Origin of the sequence: Pseudogracilibacillus auburnensis, assembly GCF_003201975.1 — a bacterium.
GTDB classification, from domain to species: Bacteria; Bacillota; Bacilli; order Bacillales; family Amphibacillaceae; genus Pseudogracilibacillus; species Pseudogracilibacillus auburnensis.
Window position 1 is genome coordinate 37,913 of sequence record NZ_QJJQ01000021.1, and the last position, 25,323, is coordinate 63,235.

Sequence of the window (25,323 nt, forward strand, 5' to 3'; positions counted from 1 at the left end):
AATGAATGATAATAAGTTTACACAAAAGCAAACCGAACGTCTGCAAAAAATAGGTAAACGGTTTTCTACTTTTACAATAATTGTTGTTGCTATCATTGTTATTTCATACATTGCATTTAAGTTTTTAACCAGTTTTATATGGATGGATTCATTAGGATTTGGTAACGTTTATACGACCATTTTATATAGTAAAATTTTATTGGGAGTTTCAGGGTTTGTTCTCTTTTTTGTCCTCACATTTTTGACCATCTTTTGGATTCGAAAAAGTTATATGAACCATTTTAGTCATGCGCAATTACCAGATGTCATGACAAAACCGAAACAAGCATACCCAATTCTTATTCTGTCATCCGTGTTTGTAGGAGTTATTGGTAGTTTAATAGTACAAGGGATTGGATGGGAACCGGCATTAAAATTTATGAACCATGAGACTTTTGGTAAAGTTGACCCTTATTTTAATATGGATGTTGCTTTTTATATTTTTGAGCTACCGTTTATTCAATTCATTTTGTACACACTACTTAATTTATTTATCTTTTTCCTACTCGTTCAAATCGGTGCATACTCCGTGTTTCATATGTATCGAATGAGTCGTCATGCTCAAATTCATTTAGCAACGACGCTTGGACTAATAGGAATCCTTTTAGCTGGAATTCATTTATTAGGAAAATATAATACATTACTTACAGACCAAGTCAACTTATTTCAAAAAAGTGTTGTTCACGGACTAAGTTATACAGATAAATTAATCAATGTTCCCAAATCATATGTACTAGCCGCCGTAGCGATTGGAATGGCAATATGGATTATGATCGCTTTATTTCGAGGGAAAATTTCATCGAGTATAAAAGCGTTAATCATTTATGCTGTTTTTCTCGTTCTAGGTCAGGTTGCTTCTATCGTTGTCCAAAACTTCGTCGTTTCTCCAAATGAGTTTTCAAAAGAAAAGCCTTTTTTGGAGCATAATTTACAATTCACAAGAGCAGCATATGACCTCGACGACATTGAGCATAAAGAAAATCCTGGTGATGCAACGTTAACCGAGGAAATGGTAGAACGAAATCAACTTACATTAGATAATATCCGACTAAATGATTCGCGACCTTTATTGGATATTTATAATCAGCTACAAACATTTAGAACCTATTATAAGTTTAATGATATGGATATTGATCGTTATGAAATTGATGGTGAGTATGAACAAGTATTTATTGGCGCCCGTGAACTAAGTACAGCCGATTTACCTGATCAAGCCCAAACATGGGTAAATAAAAATTTGCGTTATACTCATGGATATGGAATTGCGATGAGCCACGTGAATAAAGTAACAAGTCAAGGTCAACCAGAGTATATGATGAGAAATATTCCGATAGAAGGAGTTATTGATGTCACAAGACCACAGATTTATTTCGGTGAAGAACCTTATCCAAATGTAATCGTTAATACGAAAGTGGATGAGTTTGATTATCCAACAGGAGATGAAAATGCGACAAATCGTTATGAGGAAAAGCTCGGTATCCCTTTACAAGGATTAAATCGATTATTATTCGCTATGAAAGAGGGTTCGATTCGTTTACTAGTGTCAGATCAATTAACGAATGAAAGTCAATTGCTCCAAATCCGAAATATCAAAGATCGTGTGAACGAAATTGCCCCATTTTTTACGTATGATGATGATCCTTATATCTTTATCCGTGATGATGGGACGCTAGCTTGGATGATTGATGGATATGTCATTGCGGAACGATATCCATATTCGGAAGCATTTAGAGGAAATGAAAATTATGTTAGAAACTCTGTAAAAGTTGTAATTGATGCGTATTCAGGCGAAGTGAATTTTTATATAGTTGATCCAGAAGATCCATTAATTCAAACGTATCAAAATATTTTCCCTGAGCTGTTTACTGCGGAAATACCAGATGATGTACGGGCACACTTCCGTTATCCAGTAGATATGTTTAAAATACAAACAGCCATGTATGGAACCTATCATATGTCTAATTTAGAAGTATTTTATAACCGTGAAGATTTCTGGGAGTTCCCAACAGAAAAATACTTCAATCAAGATATCGAAATGGATCCGTATTATATTACGATGAAATTACCTGAGTACGATGAAGAAGAATTTATTTTAATGTTGCCATATACACCGAAGAAAAGGCAAAATATGATTTCATGGATGGGCGTCCGTAATGATGGAGAACATTATGGTGAACTTTTCGTCTATCGTTTCCCGAAACAGAAAAACATTTATGGACCACAACAAATTGAAAATAGAATTAACCAAGATAGTGTCATTTCCCAACAGTTAAATTTATGGTCACAAGGTGGTTCGGAAGTTATTCGTGGTAATTTACTTGTCATTCCAATAGAAGATACTGTACTGTACGTTGAACCAGTATATATCGAGTCTTCGAATGAAACTTCTTTACCTGAAGTGAAACAAGTGATCATGGCATATGAGGATCATATCGTGATGGAAGAAACATTTGAAAAATCGTTAGATAAAATTTTAAGCTATATTGATCCAGATAAGCCAAAAGCGAAAAAACCTGCGGACGATAAGCAGCAAACAGAGGAAACAGAGGAAACAGAAGAGATGGATACACCAATCATGAATGCAGAAGAATCGTTACTTGAAATTGGCAGATTGTTTGATGCATATCAGGAAGCTTTATCTGATGGCGATTGGGCAAAGGCTGGGGAGATTATGGAACAATTGGAAGAAGCGTTAGCAAAGGTTAATTAATTATTAGATTATAGGTAAGTGGAAAATAGTCGGAGGTATTTTACTTCCTTTAAAAATAAACTATCATTTTTGCGACTTTTCTATGGGGCTATCCATAAAATGGAGTAGCCTCGTTTTTATCTCCCTAATTGTACAACCATGCCTAACATAGGTATTTCTTGCTGAAACACGTATGAAAATGATATATTATAAGGTAAATATTCGGCTTCTTGAGGTGAATGTATGAAACGTAGTGATCGATTAGTCGGGCTTACTAACTTTTTTGTCAATAACCCCCAAAAATTAGTGCAACTATCCTATTTTACGGAACGTTATAATGCATCTAAATCATCTATTAGTGAAGATTTAGATATTATTAACGAAATGTTAAAGTATGAAGGAATTGGCTCATTGGAAAGGTTTCCTGGAGCTGCAGGCGGGGCAAAATATATACCGAATTTTACAAATGAAAATAGTATACAATTTATTCAAAGCCTTTGTGAAAAATTAGAAGATCCATCCCGAATTTTACCGGGTGGTTATTTATATATGAGCGATTTGTTAGGAGATCCAAGTATTGTCAGACAGATTGGTAAAGTGTTTGTTTCCGCATTTTTCAAAAAAGAGATTGACGCCGTTGTGACGGTTGAAACGAAAGGAATTCCACTAGCCTATGCGGTAGCAGATTATTTAAATGTACCTGTTGTTGTGATCCGGAGAAACATGAGGGTTACCGAAGGATCTTCCGTCAGTATTAACTATGTTTCCGGACGATCACAAAGAATCCAGACGATGGTACTTCCTAAACGAAATTTACAAGAAGGAATGAATGTTTGTATTATTGATGATTTTATGAAAGCAGGCGGAACTGTTACAGGGATGATTAGTTTATTAGAAGAGTTTAAAGCGACCGTCGTCGGGATCGGTGTCTTTGCTGAAGCGGAGGACAATAACAATGAGCGAATGATCGAACAATACACCTCCTTAATTAAAGTATCAAATCTACAAAACAAGGACATTAACGTAAAATATGGGAGTATTTTGCAAAAATAAATAACAAAAAGATAAAATCCTACTAAATTTTGAAAGAAATTTTAATATTTAGCAGGATTTTTTAATTTTATGTTGAATTAGTATAACAAGCTTTAAAACATAAAGGTGGTGAAAATACGTGGAAGTAACCGATGTCCGATTACGACGTGTTAGTGCAGAAGGAAAAATGCGGGCAATTGCTTCAATAACATTTGATGATGAATTCGTCGTACATGATGTAAGAATAATTGATGGAAACAACGGGCTATTTGTTGCGATGCCATCTAAACGAACTTCAGATGGAGAATTCAGAGACATTGCTCACCCAATTAATTCCAAAACTCGCGAAAAAATTCAAACAGCAGTATTAAAAGAGTATGAATCAAGAGAAGTAAATGAAACAAATTTTTTACAGTATGAAGAAGCAGGGGCATCTTAATAAAAATAATAAAAAGACTAATTTTAAAAATTAGTCTTTTTTGGTGTCTTTAAGTAAAGTTTTTTCTATGACCAACAAGGTTGATAGTCATATTTTTTTCACATCAGAAGCGTGAGAGCTCTGTCCAGATTCCTGTTAGAATGGTTTATTATTTGAATTCAGTATCAGTTTCAGTTATTATTTTATAATGGAGATTAAAGGATTGGGGGTTACTTCGTGAAAAGTCGTTACGCAATTATTTTGGCTGCTGGCCAAGGTACGAGAATGAAATCTAAATTAAGTAAAGTACTTCATCCAATATTAGGTCGTCCAATGATTCGCTATGTAATGGAGGCGCTAAAGCCAACATCAATTGAGAAACTTGTTACGATTGTTGGTCATGGTGCCGAAGATGTGAAAACAAATATCGGTAAAGATAGTGATTTTGTAATTCAAAAAGAACAACTCGGTACAGCACATGCTGTTTTGCAAGCTGACGAAATGTTAAACGATAAAAGTGGAACAACAATCGTTGTTTGTGGGGATACGCCGCTTATTACAACTGATACGTTTCAAGCACTTTTTGAATACCATGAAAAATCGTATTCAAAGGCAACTGTCCTAACGGCAAAAATGCCTGATCCAACAGGCTATGGCCGAATCATTCGAAATGAGACAGGTGATGTCGAACGAATTGTGGAGCAAAAAGATGCAGATGATAAAGAGAAACTTGTTAATGAAATAAATACAGGAACATACTGTTTTGATAATGAAGCATTATTTGCTGCTTTAAAAAGAGTGAAAAATGATAATGTGCAGCAAGAATATTATTTAACAGATGTGATTGAAATATTAAAACAAGACGGGGATAAAGTAAGTGGGTTTATAACAGACAACCAAGAGGAAACAATTGGAATCAATGACCGCCTAGCTTTATCACATGCTGAAAATATGATGAAAAGAAGAGTGAATGAATATCATTTAAAAAATGGTGTTACGATCACCGATCCAAATAATACGTATATCGGACCACAAGTGACTATCGAACAAGATGTTACTATTTACCCCGGTACGATACTTGCGGGAGAAACGCATATAGAGGAAAATGCCATCATTGGCCCTCATTCCGATATTGAAAATAGTACAATCGGAAAAGGTACCGTCGTTAGACAAAGTGTAATTAGAGATAGTAAAATAGGTAATATGGTAAATATCGGGCCATTTGCACATATTCGTCCTGATTCATCTATAGGAGATGAAGTGAGAGTAGGTAATTTTGTAGAAATCAAGAAATCTGTGATTGATCAACATTCAAAAGTACCACATTTAAGCTATATCGGAGACGCACAACTCGGGAAAAATATTAATATTGGTTGCGGTACAATTACAGTAAATTATGATGGGAAAAATAAACATACAACAACAATAGAAGATGATACCTTTATTGGTTGCAACTCGAATTTGATTGCACCCGTTACGATTAAACAAGGGGCATATATAGCGGCTGGATCTACTATTACAGATGATGTTCCAGAAGAGTCCCTAGCAATAGCAAGAGCGAGACAAACAACTAAAGAAGGATATGCAAAAAAATTAAAAAGTAAAAAATAATAATTAATTACTGGAGGGCTTCATTCATGTCATCGGGGTATAATGATGAATTTCTGCAACTGTTCACTTTAAATTCAAATCGAAAATTAGCCGAGGAAATTGCAAATCATATTGGCGTTCCTTTAGGGAAATGTACCGTTTCAACTTTTAGTGACGGCGAAACACAAATCAACATTGAGGAAAGTGTACGTGGTTGTGATGTTTACATTATTCAATCAACATCTGAACCTGTAAATGAAAATATTATGGAATTACTTATTTTAATTGATGCGCTTAAACGTGCTTCTGCCTCATCTATCAATATTGTGATGCCTTATTATGGGTATGCAAGGCAAGATCGTAAAGCACGTTCAAGGGAACCAATTACAGCAAAACTTGTTGCGAACTTACTAGAAACAACAGGTGTAGACAGGGTAGTAACATTAGACTTGCATGCACCACAAATTCAAGGGTTCTTTGATATTCCAATCGATCATTTACAAGGTGTGCCACTTTTATCAGACTATATAGAAGAGAAGAACATAGAAGATCCCGTTATCGTTTCCCCAGATCATGGTGGGGTAATTCGAGCAAGAAGAATGGCGGATCGTCTAAAAGCGCCAATCGGTATTATCGATAAACGTAGACCGAAACCAAATGTTGCAGAAGTAATGAATATTATTGGAGATATTGAGGGTAGAACTGCGATTATCATCGATGATATAATCGATACAGCTGGGACAATGCAACTTGCAGCAGATGCACTGATTGAAAAAGGTGCAAAAGAAGTGTATGCATGTGCGACTCACCCAGTATTGTCTGGACCTGCAATCGATAGAATCCAAAATTCTCAAATTAAGGAACTAGTTGTAACGAATACAATTGAACTTCCAGAGGAAAAGAAAATTGATAAAATTACACAATTATCAGTAGCTCCACTAATAGGTGAAGCAATTATCCGGATACATGAAGACCAATCAGTAAGTATTTTATTTGATTAAACAATATTATTTATTTGGAGGAAATAAAGATGGGTATTAGTTTACAGGCAAAAAAGCGTGATAACTTTTCACGTGCAACAACGAAACAAATTAGACGAGAAGGGTTTATTCCTGCAGTTGTTTATGGAAAGGAAAAAGAACCACAGACAGTAAGCGTGGAAAATATCGAATTATTAAAAACAGTGCGCGATGAAGGGCGAAACGCAATTATCTCGCTTGATATCGAAAATGGTAATTCGGTAGATGTAATGTTACACGAATATCAGACTGACCCTGTGAAAGGGGAAGTTATCCATGTTGACTTTTACGTCGTTGACATGTCCGAAGAAATGGATGTTGCTGTTACACTTCGTTTAGATGGGGATGCAGTCGGTGTGAAGGATGGCGGTATCTTACAACAGCCTTTATATGAATTACAAGTACGAGCCAAACCAAGAGAAATCCCGGAAGAAATTGCAGTTGATATTTCTGAATTAGCAATCGGTGACAGTATTTCTGTTGCGGACATCCCAGTATCAGACAAATATGAACTTATTGATGATGCAGAAACGACGATTGCTGTTGTATTACCTCCAGAATCTGAAACGGAGTCCGAAGAAGATGTTGACTTTAGTGCAGAACCTGAATTAGTAGGTGCAGAAGACGAAGAAGAATAAGTTGTAGATGGAAAGTTATCTTGCTTTTTACTGTCATAAGAGCATGAATGAAAGCAAGGTTTGACACATCATAAAACCCTCCTAATAAGAAGACTATTTGCTTTTGTTCTTATGAGGAGGGATTCTTCTATTGAAAAAGGATGGGCTTTAAACAAACAAATAAATGGGGCAGTTACTATGAAATGTATCATTGGACTGGGTAATCCCGGTAAAAAGTATGAAAAAACACGCCATAATATAGGTTTCATTGTTATTGATGAACTAGTAAAGCGATTTTCTATTAACTTAAACAAAACAAAATATAAATGTACGTATGAAATCCAAACTATTCAACAAGAAAAAGTGCTATTCATCAAGCCACAAACATTTATGAATCTTTCTGGTGAAGGTGTTCGACCTTTATTGGACTTTTATAAAGTGAAAGTGGAAGATGTGTTAGTGATCTATGATGATTTGGATCTCCCTGTTGGTAAAATTCGCCTTAGAGAAAAAGGTGGTCACGGTGGCCATAATGGGATCAGATCATTAATCGAACATTTAGGCACGAAAGACTTTAAGCGGTTACGGATTGGAATAGGTAGACCAACAAACGGAGCACCAATTGTAAATTATGTATTACAGCCTTTTCTAAAGCAAGAAGCAGCAACTTTAGCGCATACAATTGACCAATCTGTCAAAGCATGTGAAACGTGGTTAGATAAACCATTTAATGAAGTGATGAATATATATAATAAATGACTCAACTTTCGCCGAGTTGTGAAATGGACAAAAAAACCTTGGTAGAATGAAGTGGGAGAAGGTACAGCGCTCAAGTTGACTTTGGATTAAACTGTTTGCTCTAAGCAGCCTGTTTACATCTAAGCTCACCTGCTCTTTTTGTTAAGTTTGTTGCTATGATCGCGCATTTGAAATAAACTACGCAGTAGCTGCTAGGTTGTTTTCCACTAGGGATCATTGCTTTCCGCGGGCACGGCTTCAGCCTCCTCGGAAGAAAACCACTTCCTGCGGGGTCTTAAGACACGTGGGACTGGGACTGCGCTTACTCGTCCCATCGAAGAACATTTGCTTTTCCCGCAAATCTTTACGGTGGGACGAACGGAAGTGCAGTCCCAGGAGTCAATGATCCTCCGCTCCAAACAACCATCATAATAGTATAATAAGATCGGATACCATCCCAGCGAAGGAAATGCACGGAGACTCCTGTGGGAGGATAGGCCTAGATGAGACCCCGCAACGAGCGAAGCGAGTGAGGAGGCTCAACAGCCGCCCACGGAAAGCGTAGTGTATTTCCGTAGCGGTGGACCAAGCTGTTACTGAGCAGTTTATATCTTGTATGTAAAAAGTAACAAATCTATATGGTAGCTTAACGAAGCGAATTGTTTGAACTCATTTTATTGGTGCGAAAGTTTGAGTAAAGGTCCATGGAAAAGATGTTGAATAAATTTTATCCATTCGGATAAACTTTTATATAACGGTTGTTCAAAAACTTTTGATAAAAATGATCATTTGTTAAGTTTTTTGAATACTAACAATAATAGTTTGTTCCGAGGAGGATGACAGATATGTCTATTATTTATAAGTGTAGACATTGTGGACATACAATTGGAATGTTAGAACAACAAATTGTTTCTACTTCTATGTTAGGTTGGGATAAACTAACAGCTAAAGATAAGCAAAAAATGATTCAATATAAAGATAATGGGGATGTTCATATCCATGCCATTTGTGAGAATTGTGAAGACTCATTAAGCCAACATCCAGATTATTATGAATTGGAGTATTTTCTTCAATAAATGATGAAACCCGCGCTTTAACGCTTTGGTTAATGACCAAAGCATTTTTGCGCTTACTTTATACAAGGCAAGCAAGGAACTTGAATACTAGAACGCATTATATCGATATTTATGTACGAATAAATTCCTCATGAAGGAAATTTACGATGAATGAATACTAGAAAATAAAAGTGGGAATAGGATATATTATGGGGGTTACATATAATGAAAGGAATTTATCATTTTCTAAAAGAAAAGGAAGATATACAATCAGTTATTGATGGTATATCTACTGGCTTAAATGAACAACTCGTAGCGGGTTTGTCCGGAACAGCTCGCAGCTTGTTTATTTCGACTATTGATCAAGCGCAACAGAAAAAGACATTAATCGTTACACATCAACTAATTCATGCACAGCAACTATATGATGACTTAATTGAATTTTCAAATAACCCTTCCATTTATTTATACCCTGTTAATGAACTGATTGCATCGGAAATGGCAGTAGCTAGCCCTGGAATGCGTGGAGTACGGATTAATTCATTAACGAAATGGTTGAGTGGGAATTCAGGGATTTTGATTGCTCCAATCGCAGCTTTAAAGCGAATCCTTCCACCCCCAAATTATTGGAAAATGCATCAATTACCACTTATTGATGGTGAAAGTATTCATATTGAAAGCTATATCACTTCTTTAATTGATATGGGATATGAACGGGTAGAGATGGTTACTGCGCCCTCAGAATTTAGTGTACGTGGTGGCATCATCGATATTTACCCTGTCACTGAAAAACATCCCGTTCGTGTAGAGTTGTTCGATGATGAAATAGACTCCATTCGTTACTTTGATGCTGATACACAACGATCTTTAGAGAAGGTTACAGAAATAGTCATTGGGCCAGCGAAGGAATTGCTGTTAAAAAAAGAAGATATGATTCGTGGTGCAGAAAAGTTAGAGCAATCGCTAGGCTTAACACTTAAGAAAATGAAATCATCGGATGAAAAAGAAAAGTTGATGAATCGCATCGAGCATGATATTGAACGATTACGTCGAGCTGAACCGTTTCAAGAAATGTATAAGTACAGTGAATTTTTCTATGAAAATCCTAGTAGTTTATTAGACTATTTACCGAAAAACGGATTGATTATCTTTGATGAAATGAGCCGAATCCAAGAATCTGCACAAACGTTAGATATCGAAGAAGCGGAACTTTATAAAACATTACTTCATCAACAAGAAATTGTGCCTAACTCAACGTTTTCTTTTGATTGGATTACTTTAAGAGAAAAAATGGCTATACAAAAATTATATATGTCTGTTTTTTTACGGCATATTCCTAACACCCAACCTGAAAATATTGTGAATTTAGCCTCACGGACAATGCAAGAATTTCATGGACAGATGCCATTGTTTAAAAATGAACTGGGTCGTTGGGAAAAAACGGGATTTTCCGTCATTATTTTAGCAGTAAATGAAAATCGTGCAGAGAAAGTGCAATCGATTTTGCATGATTACGGAATGGAAATACCCATTAAAGACTCTATTCAATTACCTCTAAATAATCCGATTATTACAGTAGGAAATATTAGTGGTGGAATGGAGCTACCGATGCATAAACTTGCCATCGTTACCGAAAATGAATTATTTAAGAAGAAACAGGCAAGGGTGAGAAAAAGTCAGAACATCTCAAATGCAGAACGGATTAAAAACTATCAAGAATTAAAAATAGGTGATTATGTCGTTCATCGGAATCACGGGATTGGAAAATATATTGGGATTGAAACATTACAGGTAAATAAATTGCATAAAGATTATTTGTTGATCCAATATTCCGGAGATGATAAATTATACGTTCCCATCGATCAAATCGATTTAGTGCAAAAGTATGTCGGTTCTGAAGGAAAAGAACCCCGTCTATATAAACTAGGGGGAACAGAATGGGCGAAAGTGAAACGGAAGGTTCAATCATCTGTTGAAGATATTGCCGATGAATTAATTAAGCTATATGCAGAAAGACAAGCACAAAAAGGGTATGCATTTGAAAAAGATACAGAATTACAACAAGAATTTGAACATGCTTTTGCTTACCAAGAAACGGAAGATCAACTAAAGAGTGTAGAAGAAATTAAACATGACATGGAAGCATCTAGACCGATGGATCGTTTATTATGTGGGGATGTTGGTTACGGAAAAACAGAAGTAGCCATTCGAGCTATTTTTAAAGCTGTCATTGAAGGGAAACAAGCAGCTATATTGGTACCAACAACTATTTTAGCACAACAACATTATCAAACGATGCAGGAGAGATTCCAAGACTATCCGATCAATATCGGTCTTTTAAGTCGTTTTCGAACGAGAAAACAACAAAATGAAACAATCGCTGGACTAAAGAATGGAACAGTCGATGTCGTAATTGGAACCCATCGATTATTAACAAATGACGTTGTTTATAAGGATTTGGGACTATTAGTCGTAGATGAAGAGCAGCGTTTCGGAGTGAAACATAAAGAGAAAATTAAACAAATAAAGACAAATGTGGATGTTTTAACGCTAACTGCAACCCCAATTCCGCGTACCCTTCATATGTCGATGCTTGGAATTAGAGATTTGTCTGTTATTGAAACCCCGCCTGAAAATCGCTTTCCTGTTCAAACGTATGTGATTGAACATAATCCAGCATTTATTCGGGAAGCAATTGAACGAGAAATAGCACGTGGTGGTCAAGTCTTTCTTCTATACAACCGTATTGACAATATTGAAAAAGTAGCACAAGAAATTGACCAACTAGTAGAAGCGGCTAGAGTGACTTTTGCTCATGGTAGAATGAATGAAACAGAACTGGAAAATGTCATGTTTCGATTTTTAGAAGGAGAAAGTGATGTTTTAGTGAGTACAACAATTATCGAAACAGGTGTAGACATTCCGAATGTAAATACGTTAATTGTTTATGATGCTGATCGCATGGGATTAAGTCAGTTGTACCAGTTACGTGGTAGAGTCGGCAGATCGAACAGAATTGCTTACGCGTATTTTACGTATCGTAAAGATAAGGTGCTAACAGAAGTTGCCGAAAAACGATTGCAAGCGATAAAAGAGTTTACGGAACTCGGTTCTGGCTTTAAAATTGCGATGCGTGACTTATCGATTCGTGGTGCTGGAAATTTACTTGGTGCCCAGCAGCACGGCTTTATCGATTCTGTCGGTTTTGATTTGTATTCACAAATGTTAAAAGAAGCAATCGACTCACGAAAAACCGGGAAACCTATGGAAGCTGTACAACCGTTTAATCCAGAATTAACGTTATTGGTAGACGCTTATATTCCTGAGACATATATCGAAGACGAAAAGCAAAAGATTGATATGTATAAACGTTTCCAAAGTTTCCAATCAACAAAAGAAATGGATGATTTAAAAGAAGAATTGATTGATCGATTTGGAGATTATCCGAAAGAAGTAGAAGAGTTATTTTTAGCTTCATATTTAAAAATGGTGGCAAAAGTTGAGCGTGTAGAAGCAATTACCGAAAAAGGAAATCGAACGGAAATGATCGTAGAAGATTCACGGAGTCAGCAAGTCGACGGTTCTAAACTATTTAAGTTAGCGAATGACTTTGGAAGAAACGTCCAATTAGGAACAGTTGGGAATAAGCTAAAAGTGATTTTTAAATGGAGAAATGAATCAAATACAGAACGTTATACCTATGTAGGGAAGTTTATTGAAAAACTTAAAAATGTTGATCATGAAGATGTAGTAAAGACCTCTGCACAATGATTGAAGGAAACGGATTATCGGTTTAAGAAAAGAAAATAAAGAAGAATGGTATCCACCTAGCAAATGGAATATGGAAGACTCTTGGTCGGCTAGAAAGAGCAAGCTGAAGTGGGACTGCGAGTACTCGTCGCAATAAATAAACATTGTTCGTCGCAGAAAAAAGCGGGTATATTTCATTTACGAGGCTATGAAGAAAACCATTTCCAGATAGTTTCGGCTTACCTTTCTTCATTTGGCAATAAAAACGGAGCAGCAAACATGCAAATGTTTAAAGGAAAATAAATATGGTTATCAAATGTATAGTTCTCCATAGTTGATTCATACTAAAAACAACATTGGTGTAAATTTCACTTTATGAAAAGAAGTACTATTAGAGGATGTTCAAAAAGTTTGGTAAAAAGGACACTTTGTATTTCTATGTTGGCTTGCTTTTTAGCTACGTATTAAAATGCATACGCTCCGTTGTCGGAGCAAAGCTGTCTTGAACTGCGCAGGTCTTCTTCTATCCTCCTTTTTGAACATGTACTATCAAGGACAAACTATTTCTTAGTGTGAAGGGAATCATCAAAAAAGTTTATACAGAATGTGAGGTTTGTTGTATGAAAGCGACAGGAATTGTACGACGTATTGATGACCTAGGGAGAGTAGTCATACCGAAAGAAATTAGACGTACGCTCCGTATTCGAGAAGGTGACCCGTTAGAAATATTTGTTGCAAGAGAAGGTGAAGTCATTTTAAAAAAATATTCACCTATAAATGAATTGGGACATTTTGCAACAGAATATGCAGATGCACTATTTGACTCACTTCATTTTCCTGTTTTTATTTGTGATCGTGATGAAATCATAGCTGTTAGTGGAGACTCGAAAAAAGATTACTTAAATAAAAGTATTGGCACACATATTGAGGACGCCATTGAAAACCGCTCAAATGTGTTAGAAACGGAAAAAACGACGATTGAACTAATTAGAGGAAAAGAAGATGAGATTGATTCATATGTCATTAGTGTGATTATCGCGAATGGTGATCCAATTGGGTCGGTCATAGTATTGTCAAAAAACGGAGATGCTTTATCAAATGTAGAACAAAAAGTAGCCGAAACAGCATCTAACTTTTTAGGTAAACAAATGGAGTAATAGGTGGATATAAAAAACAAGGCAGTCAACACGCCTTGTTTTTTCTTTGTCTAGGCAATTCTAGTTCTACTTGTGAATAGAGTTTATTTGCCATATTATTCGCGTCTAGCTTCGAAGCACAATGTTTTCGGTGGGACGAGCATTTAGCACAGTCCCAGGACATGACGTTTTTGGCGACAAACTAAAGCAGTAGCAAATTCCAAGCTTCTTCCTACGATAAAGAAGACTTACCGATTGGCTTATCAGGATGTGTTAGTACAAAGTTTATTGCTGGTACTCGCAAATGTAAACGTAGGTTGTGTTATAATAATAGGTACTTTATAGGCTTTTTGAAAAAATCAGGGTAGGCGTTACGATGGAAATAAATAAGACGAAGAAAGTTGTACAAGGGGCATTCTTATTAACGATTGCAGGTTTACTTAGTAAAATAGTTAGTGCAACTTATAGAATTCCTTTGCAAAACTTAACAGGTGATTTTGGATTTTATATATATCAACAAGTTTATCCGCTAATTGGTACAGTGATGATTTTGTCATTATATGGATTTCCTATCGCTATATCAAAACTTACGACAGAAATGAAACAAAAAAACAACTTGCTGACAATTCGTCATTTTTATATCCCGTTATTTATCATACTATTGGTGATTAGTAGTATCTTTTTTATGATTATTTTTTTCCTATCCCCATTGATATCCACTTGGATTGGGGACGAAAATTTAACAAGCACATATCAATTGGCAGCTTTTCTTTTCCTCCTCATTCCATTTTTAGCTTTATTACGTGGTGTGTTTCAAGGGAATGAAGAAATGCACCAAACAGCTTATTCCCAAATCATTGAACAAGTTATTCGTGTTTCCATTATTATTACTGCTGCTTACTATATTTTCATGGGAAAATTAGATATTTATATGATTGGCAAAGCTGGTGTTATGGCATCAATGCTTGGAATGGGTGTTGCGATAGTATTATGTATGATTTTCTTTATGCCAAAACATAAAAAAATGATTGTTGTTCCTTCCTTCCAAACAAACATTCCATGGAAATATTTTATATTCACTTGTATATCTTTCGGGATTGTTGGTTCATTAAACCATATGATTTTAATTATGATTCAGTTTGTAGATGTGTTTACATTAGTTCCAAATTTAATGGAATATGGATTATCCCCTATGGAAGCGATGGAAGCGAAAGGTATCTTTGATCGCGGACAACCATTTATTCAGTTTGGTGTTGTATTTGGCTCTTCTTTTGCACTTGCAATAATCCCAACTGTAGTTCGCGAAAATATTCGAGCAAACATGTCAACAATTCAATCTGTTCGGGAAGCTCTATTATTTAGTTTTTACATTGCTTTTGGGGCGACGCTTGGTTTAATTCTCCTTTTACCAGAGGCAAATAGATTATTGTTTACAAACAATGATGGAACAGGTAGTTTACAAATTCTAGTTATAGCTATTTTATTGTCGTCGATTACGATAACTACATGTGCTATTTTGCAAAGTATCGGATACTTGAAACAGACTGCCATCTGGATAAGTGTTACTTTTCTTATAAAATGGCTTTTGAACGAGCTCTTTGTTCCTTTTTGGGGCATTTATGGTAGTGCGATAGCAACGGTCGGTAGTCTATTTGTTTTATGTATAGCAAGTATCTTACTATTACAACGAAAAGTACCAGCAATTTATTTTTTTCGTCATATTAGATGGCAGGCGCTTTTTGTTGCAAGTGGTGGCATGTTTTTATATATTATGGGTGTAAAAGGCTTATGTACATTTTATGGAGAATTATCACGTGTAAGCTTGCTATTTTATGTTTGTTTTGTCGTTTTTTCTGGGGCGCTTTTGTATATATGTTTATTATTACGTTATAACGTTTTTACGGAAAAACAATTAAGTACTTTACCATTTTCAAGGCTTTTTTTACGCTTACAAGCATTGTTTGTGAAAGGAAATTAATTATTTTTGGAGGAACATGATGGCGAACAAAATTGAAATCATCGGTTTAGGTGCAGGAGATATTGAGCAATTACCTCTAGGAGTCTACCGAAAGTTACAAAATGAAAAAAGGCTCGTATTTGTGCGAACGATTGATCATCCAGTTGTTCAGACATTACATGAAGAAGGTATTGAATTTCATGGATTTGATTCGTACTATGAAACATACGATCATTTTGAAGAAGTGTATGAAAAAATAGCCGAGACGTTAATCGAAGAAGCGGTGAAGGAGACAATTATATACGCGGTACCCGGTCATCCGATGTTAGCAGAAAAAACGGTTGAACTATTAAGGAAACAGACTACAGTTGAAGTAGAGATCATAGGTGGCCATAGTTTTTTAGATGACTTATTTACGACATTAAACATTGATCCGATTGATGGTTTCCAACTTGTCGATGCAACATTCTTTCGTCGTGAGGAGTTAAACTATGCGAATCATCTCGTGTTTTGTCAAGTATATGATGCATTTATCGCCTCTGAGGTAAAGCTTACATTGCTTGAGGATTTACCACCTGACCATAAAGTGACCATTGTCGAAGCGGTAGGAACGCAAGGGGAAAAAGTGCGAACCGTTTGTTTAGAAGATTTAGATCGTGTGATGAAAATGAGTAATTTAACAACCGTTTATGTGTCGCCAACCGTTAAAGAAGGTCTTACCCACCAATTTGCTACATTACGTTCGGTAATGAAAGAACTTAGAGGCCCAAATGGCTGTCCATGGGATCAAAAACAAACCCATGAATCATTAAGGCAATATGCAGTGGAAGAAGTTTATGAATTAATTGATGCGATCAATCAAGAAAATGACGAAGGAATCGTTGAAGAATTAGGAGATGTATTGTTGCAAGTGATGTTGCATAGTCAAATTGGAGAAGATAATGGCTATTTTACGGTTGATGACGTTATTCGAGGCATTACAAATAAGATGATTCATCGACATCCCCATGTGTTTAGTGATGAGGAAACGAACAAAAGCTGGGAAGAATTAAAGGCGGAAGAAAAGAACGGTCCACAAGATGAATTCATTTTAGACTCTGTCATAAAACATGCTCCGGCTTTACAAGTAGCTTACAAGCTACAGCAAAAAGTGAGTCGTGTGGGCTTTGACTGGGAAAAAGTCGATGATATGTGGGATAAATTTAAAGAAGAATCAGCAGAATTTCACGAAGCTGTAGAACAAAAAGACGTAGGTGAAATGGAAAATGAATTAGGTGATATGTTATTTGTACTAGCAAATATTGCGAAGTTTCACAAAATAAATCCAGAACTTGCCCTTAAAAGAACGAACGAGAAATTTATTTCCCGTTTTAATGAAGTAGAAAGACAGGTGCGTCATGCTAATAAGCAATTTAAAGATATGACACTACCTGAACTCGATCTGTTTTGGGATGAAGCTAAAAGAAAGGAATGATCCTATGCGTTTAGATAAATTTTTAAAAGTGTCAAGAATTATTAAGCGAAGGCCTCTTGCCAAGCAAGTTGCTGAGCAGAACCGAATCAAAGTAAATGATGTCGTTGCAAAGCCGTCTATTAATGTTGAAGTTGGTGATGAAATAACAATCACATTTGGACAAACGATACTTACCGTTAAAGTATTGAACCTAAAAGACCATGTGAAGAAAGAGGAAGCAACATCTTTATACGAAGTTGTCAAAGAAGAAAAAATTAATCAAGACGAGTAGTTCTATACTTGTCCCTTCCTTCATAGATTGAAAGTAAGGAAGGTGAAACGTATGAATTATTATGAACGAGTTGAAAATGTAACTCCACAACGTGAACATAATGTACGAATTAATAATCGAAAAGAAATGGAAATAAACGGCGTAAAAGAAATTGATAGTTTTGATAATGAAGAGTTTTTATTAGAAACAAATATGGGGTATTTAATTGTTCGAGGGCAGAACTTACAACTTAAAAATTTAAATGTTGAAGAAGGCTTAGTGCAAATTAAGGGAAAAGTATATGAACTAACATATGTAGATGAACACCAACAGGAGAAAGCTAAAGGGTTGTTTAGCAAGCTTTTTAGATGACGTTAAATACCCAGTTGTTAACGATGCTCTCCATGATGATTGGTGGTATTTATTTAGGGTTTGCAACAGAAACATTTCGCAGGGCTGCAATGACCTGGAAAAGCAATCTTATTTTATCCTATGTTTTTGAAATATGCTTTTGGATCACACAAACATGTATTTTATTTTTCGTCTTATACAATGTAAATGAAGGTGAATTACGTTTTTTTATATTTTTAGCATGTTTATTAGGCTTTAGTATTTACACCGTCTTATTTAAAGCGATGTATAAACGTCTGCTTGAATTTTTCATAAAAATCATGAAAACAACGATCAAATGGACGATTCAAACAATCAATGTTCTAATTATTCACCCAATCAAATGGACAATCCAAATGATCATTACAATCCTTTTATATGTTGTACACGTTTGTCGTCACCTCCTTTTTTTCCTTTTTAAAATACTTTTTTATCCAATAAAATTACTAATTAACGTAATGAAAATAATTCTTCCTGAAAAAGTTGTGAAAAACATTACCAGTATGGCAACGTTTTGTAGTACAATAATATATAAATTAAAAAAGTGGTTAAAGAAGGTATTTTTAAAAAGGAGGTAACGATCCTTGAAAAGACCAAATAGAACGGTAGCAAAAATTAAGTCTGATTATATGAATCAATATAATGCGCAAATGGAAAGAAAACGACGCCGAAAAAAAAGACTTATACAGCGATTAATTTTCGCTAGTATGGTAATAGTAATAACCTTTGGTGTGATGGCAACATATCATATAAAACAACGATCATTATACTCTGAAAAACAAAAGGAATTTGATGAATTAACGGAACAACTGACAGTACTGGAAAAAGAGGAAAAAGAGCTGTTAGAGGAAATCGATTTATTAAATGATGATGAGTATATTTTAGATATTGCACGAACAAATTACTTTTTGTCAAAAAAAGGGGAGTTAATCTTTCAATTAGAGGATGAAAAGGAGCGCTCTTATTGACATATATTAGTATAGTTCGTATACTTATGAAGTAGGAGTATACTTTATAAAAAATTCAAGGAGGAGCATTTTTTTTATGTCAATTGAAGTAGGCAGCAAATTGCAAGGAAAGGTTACTGGAATCACAAATTTTGGTGCTTTTGTGGAGCTAGAGAAAGGTACGACAGGACTTGTTCACATTAGTGAAGTCGCTGATAATTATGTAAAAGATATTAATGAACATTTAACTGTAGGCGAAGAAATTAAAGTAAAAGTAATTAATGTTGAAAAAGATGGTAAAATTGGGTTATCGATTAAAAAAGCGAAGGATAGACCAATGCGCCAAAGAAATACCCGTGAAAGAACGGAAAATTTCGAATCCAAAATAAACCGATTTTTAAAAGATTCTGAAGACCGTTTAGCCTCTTTAAAGAAGCACACGGAATCCAGACGTGGAGGTCGAGGTGCAAAAAGAGGATAGCAATTGCTGTTCTAACATGAATGCTCTAAATAATATATAATAAATCAAACAAACAGATACTATTTTGATAGTATCTGTTTTTTAATGTGAAAAATCTAATAGAGATGAAACGGAAAAAGGTTCACTGGAAGCTAACATTTCTTGTATATCGTGTATTGCAATAAAAGGTGAATAAACAAAAACAGGTGGAGACATGTTTCTCCACCTGTTTTTTTGATAGCGGCGGAGGGGATTGAACCCCCAACCTTACGGGTATGAACCGTACGCTCTCGCCAGTTGAGCTACACCGCCAAAAAAACATCAACGTTAAATATATTACATGAAAAAAATCTAAATGTCAATGATGGACAAAATTGTGCTATTTGATGACATAACTTACTATAAAAAATTGATTAATGTGCATTCTTTTTAAGACTAGAACGTAAAAATGCTTTACATTTTATTGTTTTTTGACTAATTCGTGTAAAACTAGGTTTTTTAACGTAGGAATGAGTCGAATGATATTTATGCGTCTTTTTTAAATTTTGACAAAAAAAAGAGGAATATTATGTTTTAATCCATATACACGACTACTATGGAGGAGGAGAAGGAAAGTGAGCCAAACATTAAAAATAGAAACTATTTTACATAGCAAACGAACTAGAATCAAAAAAGGGATAAAGGCTTCGATAAAGGAAATATTTATAGAAAAACAATTATTACTATTACTCGTAGGACTTTTACTTGGACGGGCTGTTATTTTATATAATATTTCCCCTTTTGCGATTGCCTTTTTAGCGACAGCTTGGGCAATTTATCAAAAAAGAACATTGACAATGCTTATCTTTATCTTATTAGGTGCTTGGAGTCAGTCGATTGAACATGCGGTTTATATTTCTTTATCATTGGTCGTATTTATGTTTCTTACCCGGTTTTTAAAAGACAGAAGTAATTTAAAAATGCTTATGTTATTTGTTTTTTTATCAACAGTTGTGGCCCGAATATTTTTATATTCCCTTCCTAGTCCAATTACAACATATGAATGGCTACATTTACTCATAGAAGGGGTATTAGGGATTGTTCTCTTACTAATCTTTATGCAAAGTATCCCATTATTAGCACTAAAAAGATATCAACCAGCATTAAAAAACGAGGAAATAATTTGTATTATTATTTTGCTTGCCTCTATTTTAACAGGATTTATCGGTTGGGAAGTGTACGCCGTTTCATTGGAACATGTTTTTTCCCGTTATATTGTCCTCACCCTTGCTTTTGTTGGCGGTGCTGCAATTGGTTCTACCGTCGGAGTTGTTACAGGGTTAATTTTATCTCTTGCGAATGTAGCCAATTTATATCAAATGAGTTTACTCGCATTTTCAGGTTTATTAGGAGGCTTGTTGCAAGAGGGGAAAAAGCATGGGGTGAGTCTTGGTTTACTTGTTGGGACATTTCTCGTCGGAATTTATGGTGATATGCAAACCCTCACGGCAACGATGCTAGAATCTTCTATTGCGATTTTACTTTTTTATTTAACTCCAAATAATTTATTAAAACAAATGTCCAAATATATCCCAGGGACGACAGAATATTCATATGAAGAAAGAAAATATTTACAAAAGATTAGAGACGTAACAGCACAAAGGGTAGAACAATATTCGGCAGTGTTTGAAGCATTGTCGAAAAGCTTTATTCAATCAACCGAATCTCAAAACGAACAGGAACATATGGATGAAACGGATTATTTTCTAAGTTTAGTGACCGAAAAAACGTGTCAAATGTGTTTTATGAAAAAAAGGTGTTGGCAAAATCGATTTGAAGAAACGTATAGTCTCATGGAGTTGTTAAAAAACGATTTAGTACTCCATCAAGAAGTGGACCCTTTGCACATGAAAAAATTTGAAAATCATTGTGTTAAGTCGAAACAAGTAATCGATGCGATGGTAAATGAAGTGTCCCTTTTAACGATTAACAAAAAATTAAAGAAGCAAGTGGTGGAAAGCAAAAAAATAGTAGCAGATCAATTAAAAGGTGTCTCAGATGTCATGGATAATTTCGCAAAAGAAATTGTGAAGGAAAGACAAAGACATGAAAAGCAAGAGATTCAAATAGTACGAGCTTTAAAGCAAATGGATATTCATTTAGAAAAAATCGATATATACCAGTTAGAAAAAGGCACTATCGATATAGAAATGTCGATCATCTTTTACGATTATCATGGGGAGGGTTCAAAATTAATCGCTCCAGTATTATCCGATATTTTACAAGAAACGATCATCGTAAAAGAAGAAGATATTTCTCCATTTCCAAATGGGGTTAGCTTTTTAACGTTCGGTTCCGCTAGGCAATATACGGTTGAGACAGGTGTAGCAGTTGCAGCAAAAGGGGGAGGCCTCGTGTCAGGAGATTCGTATACAACGATGGAACTCGGCAAAGGAAAATATGCCCTTGCCATTAGTGATGGGATGGGGAACGGCATTCGTGCACGTGAAGAAAGTATGGAAACGTTACGGTTACTAGAGCAAATTTTGCAAACGGGCATTTCTGAACAAGTTGCGATCCAATCAATTAATTCTATTTTAGCGTTGCGGACGACAGATGAGATTTTTGCGACACTTGATTTAGCGATTATTAACTTACATAATGCAGCGCTTCGTTTTTTAAAAATTGGTTCTTCTCCTAGTTTTATTAAACGGGGAGATGAAGTGATACAAATAGAAGCGAATAATTTACCGATGGGAATCATTGAATATGTCGATCTTGAGACAGTGAGTGAAACATTAAAATCTGGCGATATTTTAATTATGATGAGTGATGGCGTATTTGATGGACCGAAACAAATAAAAAATAATGATTTATGGTTACAAAGAAAAATTCGTAATATGAAGACACAAGAACCACAAGCTATTGCGGATCTATTATTAGAAGAAGTTGTACGCGGTGAATTAGGTGTCATTCGCGATGATATGACGGTTGTCGTTGCGAAAATAAAAAAGCATAAACCAAAATGGGCAACGATTCCAGTCATGCACAGTGAGGCCAAATAAAAATATTTTAGAAAACTAAACCTTATCGCCAAGCTTTTTATAGGGAGAACGAAAGGAGCACGTGAGATGTAAAGAATGTGATGGTAGGCATTTGTTCATGTTTCAATGATGATGTGAAGTTATTTCTAACCTTTGAGGCTTTCGGTGTGGTTGGAAGCAGCGTGGTTTCAAAAAAACTGGCATATTTGAAAGAAACTGCGCGGTAACTGCTAGCTTGTTTTCCGCTACGGATCATTTCTTTCCACGGGCACGGCTTCAGCCTCCGACGCACAGGACGTGCTAGTGCAGGTGTTGCGACAGGACGTCGCGTACTTAACCTGCCTCGCGGAGAAACCGCCACTGCGGGGTCTTCAGACACGTGGGACTGGGACTGCGCTTACTCGTCCCATCGAAGAACATTTGCTTTTCCCGTAGTAGTCAATGATCCTCCGCTCCAAACAACCACAAGGATAGTGGAAGCAAATTATCGTATTGTTCTATTAACACCATCCCAGCTATGGAAATGCACGGAGACTCCTGTGGGAGGTAGGCCTAGATAAGACCCTGCCCCGGCAAGGGGTATGCCGACGTTGGCCGCAAAGACCGGTTTTAGTTGGCCCTCCTTTAATTTCGAGTAAGGAGGCTCACCAGCCGCCCGCGGAAAGCGTAGTGTATTTCCGTAGCGGTCTGACAAGTGCTATCCTAGTTACTGTACAGTTTATAGATGTTACGCAGAGTGTATAAAACCTTCTTACTGCATAAGTGCAATATTCGTTCTCGCAATAAAAAGCTTGGTAAATAAGTAGGCCTGCTGAAGATCAAACATTCGCTTCATATTATAACTATTTTGATGGGACGAATGAACGTCAGTTTAGGTGAAGACGCATACTTAACCTACTATGGAAGAAAACCACTTCTTTTATTGCCCGGGCTTTTAAACAAATAATACCTCCTCGATTTATGATGTATAGATCATTTTCTTCTTGGCGAAAATAGTAGAAAGTAAAAGGCATAGTAGTTACAGACACTACTTGGGCTATGAAAGAAAAGGTAGGAGGTATTTTCTGGTGAATAAAGGTACGTTACGACAAATTTTATTAATAACAGATGGTTGTTCTAATAGTGGAGAAAATCCAGTTGAAAGTGCGAAAGTTGCTTTTGAAAACGGCATTACAGTAAATGTGATCGGAATTCTTGATGATTATGAGTCTGAAACAGCTAGCGGTTTTGAAGAAATAGAACAAATTGCAAAAGCTGGAGGTGGGATTAATCAAGTTGTTTATAAAGAAGATTTATCACAAACTGTACAAGCAGTGACAAGGCAAGCGATGACACAAACATTACAAGGTTTTGTCAATAAAGAACTGACAAATATATTTGGCTCCAGCCAAACACTCGAAGAAATTGAGCCTGAAAAACGTGGCGAGGTGATGGAAATTGTAGAAGACCTGGGAGAAACATGTCATTTGGAAGTTCTCATATTAGTAGATACGAGTGCGAGTATGAATGATAAACTATTAACAGTGAAAGAGGCGTTAATTGATTTATCCATTAATTTACATGCTAGAGTTGGAGAAAATAATTTTGCTATATTCCAATTTCCGAAACGAAAAGATCCAATTGGATTGGTTCATAATTGGGCAAAGGAATTAGACTCCATTTCTGTTATTTTTCCTAAACTGGTTAGTGGTGGAGTAACACCGACAGGTCCTGCTATCCGTGAGGCGATGTATCAGTTTGGTAAAAAGGAAATGAGAAGGAGCATGTATCGTGCAGAAGAATATCGAAGAGAAGGCTAGTATTCCGATTAAACACGGCACCATAATTGTGGGAAAGTGGAATAAAAACCAATATACGATTATAAGAAAAATTGGTTCAGGGATGATTGGTACAGTCTATTTATGTCGTATGCACAATAATCGATTAGTTGCTTTAAAGATAAGTAAGCAGGCGATGTCACTTACAACCGAAGTAAATGTATTAAAGTCGCTGAATAAGGTTCAAGATAATCGTCTTGGACCTTTTTTAATCGATGTCGATGATTGGGAAAGGCAAACGGGAAAATCATATTCATTTTATGTTATGGAATATATTAACGGAATTCGTATGGAAACATTTATTCGTAGAAATGGTGCTGAATGGATTGGTGTCTTTATCATTCAAATGTTAGAACAATTAGAAGGATTACATCAGTCAGGATGGGTTTTTGGTGATTTAAAAAACGATAATTTACTTATTACCGAATCTCCTACGAAAGTGCGATTTATCGATGTTGGTGGTACGACAAAAATGGGGCGATCGATCAAAGAGTATTCAGAGTTCTATGACCGGGCGTATTGGCATTTAGGTACGAGAGAAGCGGAACCAAGTTATGATTTATTTGCCCTTGTTATGGTAATATTGGCCATTTACTATCCAAGACATTTTAAACGTTCGAATCATTCAAAACAACTGATCTTAAAAAGAATAGCCGTAGTCCGAGATTTACAACTATATGAACACTGTTTACAAAAAGCGATATTAGGGCAGTATAAATTAGCGAGTGAGATGAAAGCGGATCTATTACAAACAATGTGGAAAAGGCATAAAAAAGAGAATAAGAAGCGAGCAGCCAAGGGTAATTATGTCATACAGGCAGTTATTATATCATCTCTTTCAGGTGTTTATTATCTTGTTTCTAGTTTATTTTTTTAGGTGGGCCAGTATGAATGAAGTTTCTTTTCACATTTAGAACAATTT

The 25,323-nt window shown here is 35.7% G+C and carries 20 protein-coding genes and 1 tRNA gene; 20 read left to right on the forward strand and 1 reads right to left on the reverse strand.

Features of this window, described 5'->3' with window-relative positions; translation table 11 throughout:
• The first annotated feature begins 1 nt into the window (after position 1).
• The 17 genes from DFR56_RS20425 (at position 2) to DFR56_RS20505 (ending at position 19,582) form a co-directional block, all read left to right on the forward strand.
• Entirely contained in the window at positions 2–2,749 is a 2,748-nt protein-coding gene (locus tag DFR56_RS20425) for a UPF0182 family membrane protein (protein WP_110397310.1), read from the forward strand.
• Between the two features lie 222 nt (positions 2,750–2,971).
• Entirely contained in the window at positions 2,972–3,781 is an 810-nt protein-coding gene (gene purR, locus DFR56_RS20430) for a pur operon repressor (RefSeq protein ID WP_110397311.1), read from the forward strand.
• Positions 3,782–3,899: 118 nt separating this feature from the next.
• Positions 3,900–4,199 carry a septation regulator SpoVG gene (gene spoVG, locus DFR56_RS20435; protein WP_110397312.1) on the forward strand — a complete coding sequence of 100 codons (300 nt, stop codon included), beginning with the start codon at positions 3,900–3,902 and terminating at the stop codon, positions 4,197–4,199.
• 216 nt (positions 4,200–4,415) lie between these two features.
• Positions 4,416–5,789, forward strand: a complete 1,374-nt coding sequence (gene glmU / locus DFR56_RS20440; protein ID WP_110397313.1) for a bifunctional UDP-N-acetylglucosamine diphosphorylase/glucosamine-1-phosphate N-acetyltransferase GlmU — start codon at positions 4,416–4,418, stop codon at positions 5,787–5,789.
• A gap of 26 nt (positions 5,790–5,815) precedes the next feature.
• Complete coding sequence (locus DFR56_RS20445; RefSeq protein ID WP_110397314.1) at positions 5,816–6,769, forward strand: ribose-phosphate diphosphokinase; 954 nt, start codon at positions 5,816–5,818, stop codon at positions 6,767–6,769.
• Between the two features lie 29 nt (positions 6,770–6,798).
• Positions 6,799–7,425 (forward strand): 50S ribosomal protein L25/general stress protein Ctc, encoded by a 627-nt coding sequence (locus DFR56_RS20450; RefSeq protein ID WP_110397315.1) that lies wholly within the window; start codon positions 6,799–6,801, stop codon positions 7,423–7,425.
• Between the two features lie 177 nt (positions 7,426–7,602).
• Positions 7,603–8,163 carry an aminoacyl-tRNA hydrolase gene (gene pth / locus DFR56_RS20455; RefSeq protein ID WP_110397316.1) on the forward strand — a complete coding sequence of 187 codons (561 nt, stop codon included), beginning with the start codon at positions 7,603–7,605 and terminating at the stop codon, positions 8,161–8,163.
• A gap of 824 nt (positions 8,164–8,987) precedes the next feature.
• Positions 8,988–9,218 carry an anti-sigma-F factor Fin gene (gene fin / locus DFR56_RS20460; protein ID WP_110397317.1) on the forward strand — a complete coding sequence of 77 codons (231 nt, stop codon included), beginning with the start codon at positions 8,988–8,990 and terminating at the stop codon, positions 9,216–9,218.
• Between the two features lie 204 nt (positions 9,219–9,422).
• Positions 9,423–12,968: a transcription-repair coupling factor gene (mfd, locus tag DFR56_RS20465; RefSeq protein WP_110397318.1), complete on the forward strand. Its 3,546-nt coding sequence runs from the start codon at positions 9,423–9,425 to the stop codon at positions 12,966–12,968.
• Between the two features lie 599 nt (positions 12,969–13,567).
• The gene (gene spoVT, locus DFR56_RS20470; RefSeq protein WP_110397319.1) at positions 13,568–14,104 is read left to right on the forward strand and encodes a stage V sporulation protein T; all 537 of its coding nucleotides are present in this window, start codon (positions 13,568–13,570) and stop codon (positions 14,102–14,104) included.
• 355 nt (positions 14,105–14,459) lie between these two features.
• Positions 14,460–16,061, forward strand: coding sequence for a putative polysaccharide biosynthesis protein (locus DFR56_RS20475; RefSeq protein WP_110397320.1), 1,602 nt, complete (start codon positions 14,460–14,462; stop codon positions 16,059–16,061).
• Between the two features lie 19 nt (positions 16,062–16,080).
• Positions 16,081–17,514 carry a bifunctional methyltransferase/pyrophosphohydrolase YabN gene (yabN, locus tag DFR56_RS20480; protein ID WP_110397321.1) on the forward strand — a complete coding sequence of 478 codons (1,434 nt, stop codon included), beginning with the start codon at positions 16,081–16,083 and terminating at the stop codon, positions 17,512–17,514.
• 4 nt (positions 17,515–17,518) lie between these two features.
• Positions 17,519–17,785 carry an RNA-binding S4 domain-containing protein gene (locus tag DFR56_RS20485; protein WP_110397322.1) on the forward strand — a complete coding sequence of 89 codons (267 nt, stop codon included), beginning with the start codon at positions 17,519–17,521 and terminating at the stop codon, positions 17,783–17,785.
• Between the two features lie 51 nt (positions 17,786–17,836).
• Entirely contained in the window at positions 17,837–18,136 is a 300-nt protein-coding gene (gene yabP, locus DFR56_RS20490) for a sporulation protein YabP (protein WP_110397323.1), read from the forward strand.
• A complete protein-coding gene (gene yabQ / locus DFR56_RS20495) occupies positions 18,133–18,732 on the forward strand; it encodes a spore cortex biosynthesis protein YabQ (protein WP_110397324.1) in 600 nt (199 codons plus the stop codon). Before yabP ends, yabQ begins: the two co-directional genes overlap by 4 nt.
• A 6-nt stretch (positions 18,733–18,738) precedes the next feature.
• Positions 18,739–19,122 (forward strand): FtsB family cell division protein, encoded by a 384-nt coding sequence (locus DFR56_RS20500; protein ID WP_242694799.1) that lies wholly within the window; start codon positions 18,739–18,741, stop codon positions 19,120–19,122.
• Positions 19,123–19,198: 76 nt separating this feature from the next.
• Entirely contained in the window at positions 19,199–19,582 is a 384-nt protein-coding gene (locus DFR56_RS20505) for a S1 domain-containing RNA-binding protein (protein WP_110397325.1), read from the forward strand.
• A gap of 217 nt (positions 19,583–19,799) precedes the next feature.
• On the opposite strand, the gene DFR56_RS20510 is transcribed toward DFR56_RS20505, so the two are convergent.
• Positions 19,800–19,873 (reverse strand) — tRNA-Met (locus DFR56_RS20510).
• 302 nt (positions 19,874–20,175) lie between these two features.
• On the opposite strand from DFR56_RS20510, the gene spoIIE reads away from it, so the two are divergent.
• The 3 genes from spoIIE (at position 20,176) to DFR56_RS20525 (ending at position 25,278) form a co-directional block, all read left to right on the forward strand.
• Positions 20,176–22,605, forward strand: a complete 2,430-nt coding sequence (spoIIE, locus tag DFR56_RS20515) for a stage II sporulation protein E (RefSeq protein WP_110397326.1) — start codon at positions 20,176–20,178, stop codon at positions 22,603–22,605.
• Positions 22,606–23,651: 1,046 nt separating this feature from the next.
• Complete coding sequence (locus DFR56_RS20520; RefSeq protein WP_110397327.1) at positions 23,652–24,383, forward strand: vWA domain-containing protein; 732 nt, start codon at positions 23,652–23,654, stop codon at positions 24,381–24,383.
• Positions 24,355–25,278 carry a protein kinase domain-containing protein gene (locus tag DFR56_RS20525; RefSeq protein ID WP_244916599.1) on the forward strand — a complete coding sequence of 308 codons (924 nt, stop codon included), beginning with the start codon at positions 24,355–24,357 and terminating at the stop codon, positions 25,276–25,278. The genes DFR56_RS20520 and DFR56_RS20525 overlap by 29 nt, the downstream gene beginning before the upstream one ends.
• Positions 25,279–25,323 lie beyond the last annotated feature (45 nt).